The sequence below is a fragment of the Phenylobacterium sp. genome (assembly GCF_044372605.1).
In the GTDB taxonomy this organism is placed as follows: Bacteria; Pseudomonadota; Alphaproteobacteria; order Caulobacterales; family Caulobacteraceae; genus Phenylobacterium.
On the sequence record NZ_JBILRO010000124.1, the window covers coordinates 1 to 9,728 of the forward strand.

Annotated in this window: 9 protein-coding genes, 1 pseudogene and 1 riboswitch; of the genes and pseudogenes, 5 read left to right on the forward strand and 5 right to left on the reverse strand. The window is 62.9% G+C overall.

What is annotated here, in order from left to right; all coding sequences use genetic code 11:
• A partial coding sequence (locus ACIQ42_RS11050; protein WP_397422249.1) for an ABC transporter transmembrane domain-containing protein occupies positions 1-1,413 on the reverse strand: 1,413 nt, incomplete at its 3' end.
• Between the two features lie 143 nt (positions 1,414-1,556).
• Between ACIQ42_RS11050 and ACIQ42_RS11055 the strand changes: the two genes are divergently transcribed.
• Positions 1,557-2,159 carry a TIGR00730 family Rossman fold protein gene (locus ACIQ42_RS11055; RefSeq protein WP_397422250.1) on the forward strand — a complete coding sequence of 201 codons (603 nt, stop codon included), beginning with the start codon at positions 1,557-1,559 and terminating at the stop codon, positions 2,157-2,159.
• Positions 2,160-2,344: 185 nt separating this feature from the next.
• Here ACIQ42_RS11055 and ACIQ42_RS11060 read toward each other — a convergent pair whose 3' ends face one another.
• The 3 genes from ACIQ42_RS11060 to ACIQ42_RS11070 form a co-directional block, all read right to left on the reverse strand.
• Entirely contained in the window at positions 2,345-4,390 is a 2,046-nt protein-coding gene (locus ACIQ42_RS11060; RefSeq protein ID WP_397422251.1) for an NAD(+) synthase, read from the reverse strand.
• 108 nt (positions 4,391-4,498) lie between these two features.
• Positions 4,499-4,927, reverse strand: a complete 429-nt coding sequence (gene dksA, locus ACIQ42_RS11065) for an RNA polymerase-binding protein DksA (protein ID WP_397422252.1) — start codon at positions 4,925-4,927, stop codon at positions 4,499-4,501.
• 93 nt (positions 4,928-5,020) lie between these two features.
• Positions 5,021-5,455: a flagellar assembly protein FliX gene (locus ACIQ42_RS11070; RefSeq protein WP_397404893.1), complete on the reverse strand. Its 435-nt coding sequence runs from the start codon at positions 5,453-5,455 to the stop codon at positions 5,021-5,023.
• Between the two features lie 193 nt (positions 5,456-5,648).
• On the opposite strand from ACIQ42_RS11070, the gene ACIQ42_RS11075 reads away from it, so the two are divergent.
• From ACIQ42_RS11075 to ACIQ42_RS11085, 3 genes are read left to right on the forward strand one after another with little or no spacing between them, the layout of a single operon-like run.
• Positions 5,649-6,755, forward strand: a complete 1,107-nt coding sequence (locus tag ACIQ42_RS11075) for a flagellar basal body P-ring protein FlgI (RefSeq protein WP_397422253.1) — start codon at positions 5,649-5,651, stop codon at positions 6,753-6,755.
• A 2-nt stretch (positions 6,756-6,757) separates the two neighbouring features.
• Positions 6,758-7,069, forward strand: a complete 312-nt coding sequence (locus ACIQ42_RS11080) for a rod-binding protein (RefSeq protein WP_397422256.1) — start codon at positions 6,758-6,760, stop codon at positions 7,067-7,069.
• Complete coding sequence (locus ACIQ42_RS11085; RefSeq protein ID WP_397422254.1) at positions 7,069-7,512, forward strand: flagellar basal body protein; 444 nt, start codon at positions 7,069-7,071, stop codon at positions 7,510-7,512. The genes ACIQ42_RS11080 and ACIQ42_RS11085 overlap by 1 nt, the downstream gene beginning before the upstream one ends.
• Before the next feature lie 357 nt (positions 7,513-7,869).
• Here the strand turns inward: ACIQ42_RS11085 and ACIQ42_RS11090 are convergent, their stop codons facing one another.
• A complete protein-coding gene (locus tag ACIQ42_RS11090; protein ID WP_397422255.1) occupies positions 7,870-8,898 on the reverse strand; it encodes a hypothetical protein in 1,029 nt (342 codons plus the stop codon).
• 500 nt (positions 8,899-9,398) lie between these two features.
• Positions 9,399-9,552: riboswitch (FMN riboswitch) on the forward strand.
• Between ACIQ42_RS11090 and ACIQ42_RS11095 the strand changes: the two are divergent.
• Positions 9,541-9,728: pseudogene (locus ACIQ42_RS11095) on the forward strand (hypothetical protein); the annotation flags it as partial. It overlaps the preceding riboswitch by 12 nt.

The window sequence follows — 9,728 nt, forward strand, 5'->3', positions numbered from 1 at the left end:
GAACCCGATGTTGGCGAACAGCGTGTCGTTGAACAGCGCCACATCCTGCGGCACCAGCGCCACCGCCCGGCGCAACTCGGCCTGGGCGACATTGCGCATATCCACGCCATCGATCAGCACGCGGCCCTCCTGTGGGTCCAGCAACCGCATCGCCAGGCGCACCAGCGTCGTCTTGCCGGCGCCCGACGGGCCAACCAGAGCCAAAGTCTGGCCCGGCCGGGCCTCAAAGCTTACGCCCAGCAGCCCGGAGGAGCGGGCATCATGACGGAAGCTCACATCCTCGAACGCAATGGCCGCCCCCTGCCCGCTGGCTGGCGGCAGCGGCGTCGGCACATCGACGTCGCGAATGTTGGGCGCGATGGCCTGGAGCGCCACCATCTGCTCCATGTCGATCAGGCCCTGGCGGATCTCGCGATACTGGAAACCCAGCATGCCGAGCGGCGCGTAGAGACCCGACAGCAGAAAGATCGCCATGGTGATGTCGCCGATGCGCAGGGTTCCGCCTGCGACCGCCATGCCGGCCATCACTGTCATGGCGCCGAGGCCGATGTTCAGGATCACCGACTGGGCGCCGTTCAAGAGGTTGAGCGAGCCGTTGGCCCTCGAACTGGCGTCGACATAGTCGGACATGGCGCGGCCATAGGACTCGACCAGCCGCTGTTCTGCGCCGAACGCTTTCAGCGTCTCGTAGTTCATCAGCGCGTCGTTGGAGAGGCCGGCCGCACGATTCTCGGTCTCATTGAGCTCGCGGCGATGCGAAAGGCGCCAGTCTGTGATCTTGAAGGTGATGGCCGCGTACAGCACCAGGGTGACAAACGCGGTGAGCGCAAACTTCCAGTCCAGCCGGACCAGCATCACGCCCATGGCCAGGACCAGTTCGACAAAGGTCGGACCCAGATTGAAAATCAGGCTGCGGATCAGGAAATCGGTGGACCGCGCACCGCGATCGATCACCCGCGAGAGGGTTCCGGTCTGCTTGGTCTGGTGGAAATCCAGCGAGAGCGACAGCGCGTGCCCGAAACTCTCTATGGCGGCACGCGCCATGGTCGACTGCGAGACCCGGGTGAAGATGGCGTCACGGGCATAGGGCGCGCACGCCGCCAGAAGCCGCAGGGTCGCAAAGGCGACGGCGAACGTCACAAAGGCCGTCCCGACGGTCACAGCCTGCTGTTGCGCCGGACCAAGGCTGTTGATCGCATCGCCCAGCATGACCGGAGCGATCACGCCGCAGAGCTTGCCCACCACCACCAGCCCGAGGGCGACTACGATCCGCAAATGCAGCTGAGGCGCGCCCGAGCGCATGACCAGAGCGCCCAGGTCGCGCATGGACGACCAGAAGCTGAACCTCGACTGAGGCTCCTCGACTGCGCCCGGACCGCTGAACCGGGCCCGCATGATGTCAGAATGAACCAAGGAACCGCCCTTCGACTGCGTAAGTTGCGCCAGCGACAGGAACTCTCGACAATGGCCCGGTTCTCCTTGACCCTTGTGGGACAATAGTCGTTTTCGGCGGCCCGGCGGTCTGCGCCGGTTTCCTTATCCGTGGAGTAGTCCTGATGGGGCGCAAGAGCCAGCGTCTGGAGTCGACCTGCGTATTCTGCGGGTCGTCCGACGATGCAGATCCTGAATTCCTGGCGGCGGCGAGCGAACTTGGCCGGCAGCTGGCCGAAGCCAGGATCCGGCTGGTCTATGGCGGCGGCGGTGTCGGCCTGATGGGCGCCGTGGCGCGTGGCGCCCATGCCGCCCATGGCGAAGTCCTCGGGATCATCCCGACCTTCCTGGTGGCCCAGGAGCGGGCGCTGGAGGTCGTGGAGCACATCATCGTCGACAACATGCATGAGCGGAAAATGCTCATGTTCCTGCGGTCTGACAGCTTCGTGGTGCTTCCAGGGGGCATCGGCACGCTCGAGGAAGTTGTCGAGCTTCTGTCCTGGCGGCGCCTGGAACTGCACGCCAAACCGGTGGTGTTCTACAATCCGCGCGGCTTCTGGGATCCGCTATTCAAGTTGTTTCAGCATACCGTCGACGAAAACCTTACGCCGGCAGAATTCATGGACGCCTGGGTTTCGGTGGATACGGTCGATGAAATTGTACCGGCCCTCCTTGGACAAGGCCTCGAGCCCTTTCCGTCGGAAGCGGCCGTGGGACGGCGGGGCTAGATCACATCGAGATTGGATTGAATCAATCCAATCTCGAAAAACGTGATCGCCTTCATATGTTTAGAGCGGGTTGCAGGCGGAAAACCGGTTCCCACTTTTCATGAATCCGCTCTGGAAAACCACGTCCGCGGCGACCCGCGAGCTGATCGACGAATGGATCCGTATTCCGCTTGCCGATGGCCGCGCTACGGCACATTCGCTTCCAGTTCGTCCAGCCACACCTTCGCGACCCCATCGCTCGGCGCGCGCCAGTCCCCCCGCGGTGACAGGGCGCCGCCGGAGATCACCTTGGGCCCATTCGGCATGGCCGAGCGCTTGAACTGGCTGATCTCGAAGAAGCGGAACAGGAAAACCCCCAGCCACTTCTTGATGGTCGCCAGATCGTAGGCGTTGCGGGTGTCGTCCGGGAAGTTCTCGGGCCACTGGCCCTTCGCTACATCATGCCAGGCGTGCCAGGCCAGGAACGCCACCTTGGAAGGGCGCAGACCGAAGCGGGTGATATGGAACAGGTTGAAGTCCTGGAGTTCGTACGGGCCCACCTTGGCCTGGGTGCTCTGGATCGCACCGGTGGCGTCAGCCGGCACCAGTTCCGGCGAGATCTCGGTGCCCAGGATCGACAGCAGGGTTGCGTTCGGGCCCTCGTCGAAGGTCCCGGTCTTCACTACCCAGCGGATCAGGTGCTGGATAAGGGTCTTCGCCACGCCGCCGTTGACGTTGTAGTGGCTCATCTGATCGCCCACGCCGTAGGTGCACCAGCCCAGGGCCAGTTCCGACAGGTCGCCGGTGCCCAGCACGAAGCCGTTCCGCTGATTGGCCAGCCGGAACAGATAGTCGGTGCGCAATCCCGCCTGCACATTCTCGAAAGTGATGTCGTAGACCGGCTCGCCATTGGCGAACGGGTGGCCGATCTCCTGCAGCATCAGCCGCGCGGTCGGCCGGATGTCGATTTCCTGCCCGGTGACGCCCAGCCCCCGCATCAGCGCCCAAGCATTGGCCTTGGTCCCCTCGCTGGTGGCGAAGCCCGGCAGGGTGAAGGCCAGGATGTTCTCGCGCGGCAGGCCCACGGCGTCGAACGCCTTGGCGGCTACGATCAGGGCGTGGGTGGAATCCAGGCCGCCGGAGACGCCGATCACCAGATACTTCGACTTCGTCGCCTGGATCCGCTTGGTCAGGCCCTGGACCTGGATGTTGAAGGCCTCGTAGCAGTCCTTGTCCAGCCGGGCCGGATCGTCCGGCACGAAGGGGAACCGGTCGAGCGGGCGGATCAGGCCGATGTCCTCGAATGTCGGCTGATGTGCGAAGCCGATGCGTCGGAACGTACGTTCAGGATGCCCGGCTGCCGCAGCCGCGTCATTGAAGGTCGGCGTGCGCATCCGTTCCAGCCGCAGGCGTTCCACATCGATGTCGGCCATCGCGACCTGTGACGAGGTCGGAAACCGCTCGGTCAGGGCAAGTCGGCGGCCCAGTTCGTGGATCGAAGCCTGACCATCCCACGCCAGGTCAGTGGTACTCTCGCCCGGCCCTGCCGCTGAATAGAGATAGGCCGCCATGCAGCGGGTGGACTGCGAGGCGCACAGCAATTCCCGGTCGTCGGCCTTGCCCACCACGATGTTGGAGGCGGAAAGGTTGCAGAGGATCAGGGCGCCGGCCATGGCCCCGGCGGTGGATGGCGGCTGAGGCGCCCAGAAGTCCTCGCAGATTTCCAGATGGAACACGAAGTCGGCCAGATCATCGGCGGCGAAGACCAGATCAGTCCCGAACGGCACGCGCTGACCCGCCAGGGTCATCTCAAGACCGGTGACGCCCGCACCCGGCGCAAACCAGCGTTTCTCGTAGTATTCCCGATAGTTGGGCAGGAAACTTTTCGGAACAACGCCCAGGATGCGACCCCGCGAAATGGCGACCGCGCAGTTGTAGAGCCGGCCATTGTGGGCCAGCGGCGCGCCCACGATCAGTACGGGTTTCAGGGCGGTGCTGGCGGCCACGAGCGTGCCGATTTCGGCTTCCACCCGCCGCAACATCGCATCCTGCAGAAACAGGTCGTCGATGGCGTAGGCGGAGATCCCCAGTTCGGGGAACAACATCAGGTCGCACCCGGCCGCATCCCCCTCCCGCGCCAGTCGCAGGGTCTCGACCGTGTTGAAACCGGGGTCGCCCGGGATCACCGCGGGCGTACAGACCGCAGCCCGCACAAGGCCATGCGTATGGATCGAATGAAAGGCCTGGGTCACCGTCAGCTCCGGTCCGGAGTAATGCTCAGTTTGAGCATATATAGTCTGAACGCTTCGTTAGGGCAAAACGACGCGAAAGCTGAGGGTTGTGCGATCGGCCCCGGACGATCAGTCGTCGCGATGGACGCGCTCTCGGCGCTCATGGCGCTCCTGGGCCTCGAGGCTCAGCGTTGCGATCGGACGCGCTTCCAGCCGGGCCAGGCCGATCGGTTCGCCCGTTTCTTCGCAGTACCCGTAAGAGCCGTCGTCGATGCGGCGGATGGCTTCATCGATCTTGGAGATCAACTTGCGCTGCCGGTCACGGGTGCGCAGTTCCAGCGCCCGATCCGTTTCAGAGGATGCACGATCAGCGATGTCGGGGTGGTTTTCGGTTTCTTTCTGGAGGTGGGAAAGGGTCTCACGCGACTCGCGTAGAATGTCTTCCCGCCACAGGTTGAGCTTCTGCTTGAAGTACCCCAGCTGCTGCTCGCTCATGAACGGTTCTTCGTCAGTGGGACGGTAACCGGGGAACTCAGCCTTTAGGGTGGCCGTTGTCATGGAAAACCTCACGCCCTTGGGAATCCTGCGACACGCGGCGGCTGTATAGCAAAAGAAACGCGGGATACAACGCCGCCTGAGCAGTATGGCGGTTCAGGCGTTGGACCTCGACATTTCCAGCTTCGCCAGTTCGACCGCAGCACGGGTTTCGATTTCATCCAGCAGCGTCTCGAGTTTCGGATCCTCCGTCCCGCTCCGCTGCTCACGGATCGCCCGGCCAAGGCGCTCCAGTTGCGCGGTTCCAAGCTCGCCGCCCAGCAAGGCGATCTTGATCTCGTCGAGCTCGTCCAGCAGGCGACCAGCGCGACGGACAGACCGCCGCCGGCGCTCGGTGCTTGTCTCGATGTCCTGCATCGCCAGCAAGGCTTCGACGCCCAGCACGCCGCCAACCCCCGACGCCGATGAGACCTGGGCAGGCGCCTGCGCCCCTGCAGGGCCCGCAACACGGAACCCCTCCCCGCCGCCGGCGGGCCGCGCGGACTTGGCGCCTGACGTCTGTGTAACGCCGCTTGTGCCGGTGACCTTCATGGACTCAACGCCTGACCCTGTTGGCTCAGCTTGAACCATGCATCGGCCAAACTTGCAGCATGGTTAATCTGCGGCAGTTTTTGCCTAGGGCCGCCTGCCCTCACAATCGTTGTAATCATTGTTTTTATTGATTTTTTTGTCTGGCACGGTTCTCGCGTAGCGAAAGACTGAACACGCGCGCTGAAGGGATCCCATGCGTCTGACCCGCCTTCTCGGCAGTCTCTGCATCGCCGCAAGCCTTCTGGCGGGCCCGGCGATCGCCAAATCGCGCATCAAGGACATCGTCGAATTCGAGGGTGTCCGCGAGAACCAGCTGGTGGGCTACGGCATCGTTGTGGGCCTGAACGGCACCGGCGACGCCCTGCGCAACGCCCCCTTCACCAAGCAGAGCCTCGAGGCCATGCTGGAGCGCCTGGGCGTCAATGTTCGCGACGCCAACCTCAACACCAAGAACGTGGCCGCTGTCATGGTCACCGCAAAACTTCCCCCGTTCGCCGCGCCCGGCTCGCAGATCGACGCCTCGGTCTCCGCCCTGGGCGACGCCAAGAGCCTCCTCGGCGGCACGCTGCTGGTCACGCCCCTGCTGGGCGCCGATGGCCAGGCCTATGCGGTGGCCCAGGGTACGGTCCAGACGGGCTCGGTCAGCGCCGGCGGGGCTTCAGGCTCGGTGGTGCTCAAGGGGGTTCCCACAGCGGGACGTATCGCCGGCGGCGCCAGTGTCGAGCGCGAGGTGGGCTTCCAGCTGGCCGCCATGGACCAGATGCGTCTGACCCTGCGCAATCCGGACTTCACCACCGCGCGCCGCATCGCCGATGTGATCAACGCGAGCTACCCGGGCACGGCCGCCGCCGAAAACCCGACGATCGTGGCGATCCGCCCCCCCGCCGGCCAGAACATGGTGGCCTTCCTGGCGCAGGTGGAAAACCTCTCTGTCGAACCCGACTCGGCCGCCAAGGTGGTGATCGACGAGGTCGCCGGCGTGATCGTGATGGGCGACGCGGTGCGCGTCTCCACGGTCGCCATCCAGCAGGGCAACCTGACCATCACGGTGCGCGAGCAGCCCGCCGTCAGTCAGCCTGGCGCCTTCGCCAGAGCCGGGCAGACCGCGGTGGTGCCGCAGACCGACGTCTCCGTCGAGGAGGAGAAGGGCAAGCAGTTCCTGACCGTCGGGTCCGCTGCCTCGCTCTCAACCCTGATCGCCGGTCTGAACGCCCTGGGCGTCACGCCCCGGGACATGATCTCCATCCTGCAGACCATCAAGGCGGCAGGCGCGCTCCAGGCCGAAATCGAGGTGATGTGATGATGGGAGCCCTCTCCGCGACGACGATCTCGCCCAACCTGCTGGCCCAGACGCCGCAGACCACGACCGCCGACCTGGTGCGCGGCAAGGCCAGGGACGCCGCCCAGAAGTTCGAAAGCCAGTTTCTCGCCCAGATGCTGGGCCAGATGTTCCAGGGGATCGACACCGAGGGCCCGTTCGGCGGCGGCCACGGTGAAGAAATGTTCCGCTCCCTCCTCACCGACTCCATGGCCAAGGAAATGACCAAGGCCGGCGGGATCGGCCTCGCCGACACCGTGCAGCGCGAGATCCTCAAACTTCAGGGGCTGACCTGATGGCTCTGGCCGCAAGTGATGCCGCAGACCGCGTCGAACAGCTGACCATCCTGACGGAGCGGCTGACCGAACTGACCGCCCGGCAGGCCCTGGCGTTCGAACAGAGGCGCCCGAAGGACGCCGCCGCACTCCTCGACGAGATCTCGCGGCTGGCCAACCTCTACCGCCACGAGTCCACCCGCGTCCGGGCGGACATCAGCCTTGTGGAGGATGCGCCGGCGCCGGCGCGCGCCAAGCTGGTCCGCGCCACTGAAGCCTTCGACGCCGTACTCGCCCGCCAGGGTCGCGCCCTGGAAGCTGCCAGGACCGTCACCGAAGGGCTGGTCAAGTGCATCGCCGAGGAAGTCGCCGCCCAGCGCAGCCAGACCTCGGTCTACGGCGCCGGCGGACGCCAGACTGACGGGTCTTCCGCCACCGCCATCACGCTGAACAAACGCGCCTGAGCCCTGAACGCTCTCGCGGGCCGAGCTCAAGTTTGAAAACCAGTGGTACGAGGCTTGGGCAACCGGCCTTGTTTTGAAGGATCAGTGCATGGGTGAGGTACGCAGTGATCGGACCGCCAGCTCGGTCGCTCCATCGCTCGCCGAAAACCATCTGACAGTACCTAGGTATAACTGGAGCTTGATCGATAGGAATGCTATCAATTCAATATCGACCTCCACCCCGAAATATAGACAGCGTAAAGACCCCTGACTCCTCATCCGAGATAAATCCCAGAACCATGACTGCCTTCTTCAAATGTCAATCTTGCATCAGCGATCACCTCACTTCAGAATCTAACCCGTCAACAGTACATAGTATTAATTTGCGAAAGGGTCTTTAGCTTTTCGCTGAGCACGCTGACATTCCCACATTCTCTCAATCGCTGCCTTGCTATCAGGCAATGAAAGTTCAGAGACCACTTGTGAACGGTAGTAAATCGATACGCTTCGCTCCCGCTGGATCGTCTCAATAATCTCGAGATCATCCATCCTCAAAAGGATTCCCTTTAGTTCGTCGATCTGTGTTCCTACGAATGTTTTTTGCCACTTTCGACCACTCGCAAATCGCAGTTCGATTTTATATTCCTGCTCGGGCGTTATAGACTTCCACTCACTACCGAAAATCATGATGTACGCATCGATTGGGTCCCTCGCATCGATGCCGACGCGAAGGGCGACATCGTTGTCGTACGAGGCGTAAGCGAAGCAGCCGCGATCGAGCGACTTATCGACCAGGATCGTCCAAGAACCGACTTTGCCGAACTCCTCGGCGTCCTTGCTCGTAGACTCATCGTCGTCAGCGAGATCATCAATTTTCTCCACCGAAATGCCGTTTTCTCCAGCGTTCGTATGGGAAAGCCAGTTTAGCCTGTCGGGCGGGGCCGACGTGGCGAACACTATTGCGCGCTCGGGAAGTGCAAGCGCAGTTAGGTAGCTTCCTACCACGGCGTTGCCCACTCCAGATTCCACCTTGGCACCGTCGCGCTGCAGGTACGTGGCGTGGAAGCCAATGCGCGCCGATTGCGAGAGATATCGCCTCTCGCCAGCAAGCCAAATCAGCGCGCAAGCCGAGTTGCACTCGGTGCCATTGAAAACGAGCGTACTGTAGCCACGCAAGCGAATGAGGCGTCCAATCTCAATCGCCGCCGCCGTTGAACCACCTGGGCTCTTTAGCGCGACAAGCGCCTTGTCTGCCCGAACCGCCAATCGCCGAAATTTCTCAACATCAGACGCCTCAAGCGTTCCGACGATTGAGATCAGTGTCACCTCCGAATCTTTGGACGGTTCGCTTTCAATCTCCGCGGCGAATGCGCCTGCGTGAAAAGCCAATGCGGAGATCAAGGCCACAACCGCAATACAGCCCCCCCGAGAGCCTCCACAGAGCAATTGCAGACAACCTGATAAACGCCTCAATTTAGACTCCCACCCCGTCTCGACCCCGTCCATTGCACTTGGCAATCGGCGGCCCCTTAATCTCCGGTTCGAGGATACTCCCATCGAAAGCGATCATTCTTACTTCCCGCAGCCATCGCGTCTTCAGGTCAAGCGAGATCTCTGAGCAAACCGCCCGAGCCCACGATGAGATCCCCCATAAGTGAACCGCTTTATCGTAGCTTAGCCTTGGAGTGCTCGGAAGGGTTTAGTTGGCCATTGCTGCGACGCTGAGCGGTGCGCGAAAGTGGGGACATGAACAACTTCAGGAGGGCCCCTTCAGTCTGACTCCCCCCTGGAGTGGGACAGCGATATTCAAACCTGCAGCCGAGTGTGCTCCACTTTCCGGAATTCAAACACTTGTTTGCCCGCTTCGATCTGCCTATCCTGCCTTCGCCGTCGGACGCTCCGGCGGCCTACGTTCTCAGGGCGGGGTGAAACTCCCCACCGGCGGTAATGCCCACTTCGGTGGGACGAGCCCGCGGGCGCTTTCCGGTTTCGGCCGGCAAGGACGAGCAGACCCGGTGTGATCCCGGGGCCGACGGTTAGAGTCCGGTTATGAGAACGGTCGAACCCTGTCCGGGGCGGGTAACCGTCTGCGCGGGGTGCGGCCTGCCCCTGGTGCGTGGTCCTTTGAACCCGGTCAGGGAGAAGACCATGACCCAAACTGCTGTTCTGCAAGAATATCCCACCGCCACAGGCGCCTTCCGCGCCACGCGGATCGCCTTCGTGCATTCCCTCTGGCA

What these genes read in the sequence shown, in the direction of transcription:
- ACIQ42_RS11055 (WP_397422250.1), top strand. Translation starts at nt 1,557, where the DNA reads ATGGGGCGCAAGAGCCAGCGTCTGGAGTCGACCTGCGTATTCTGCGGG.
- dksA (WP_397422252.1), bottom strand. Translation starts at nt 4,927, where the DNA reads ATGACAACGGCCACCCTAAAGGCTGAGTTCCCCGGTTACCGTCCCACT.
- ACIQ42_RS11070 (WP_397404893.1), bottom strand. Translation starts at nt 5,455, where the DNA reads ATGAAGGTCACCGGCACAAGCGGCGTTACACAGACGTCAGGCGCCAAG.
- ACIQ42_RS11075 (WP_397422253.1), top strand. Translation starts at nt 5,649, where the DNA reads ATGCGTCTGACCCGCCTTCTCGGCAGTCTCTGCATCGCCGCAAGCCTT.
- ACIQ42_RS11080 (WP_397422256.1), top strand. Translation starts at nt 6,758, where the DNA reads ATGGGAGCCCTCTCCGCGACGACGATCTCGCCCAACCTGCTGGCCCAG.
- ACIQ42_RS11085 (WP_397422254.1), top strand. Translation starts at nt 7,069, where the DNA reads ATGGCTCTGGCCGCAAGTGATGCCGCAGACCGCGTCGAACAGCTGACC.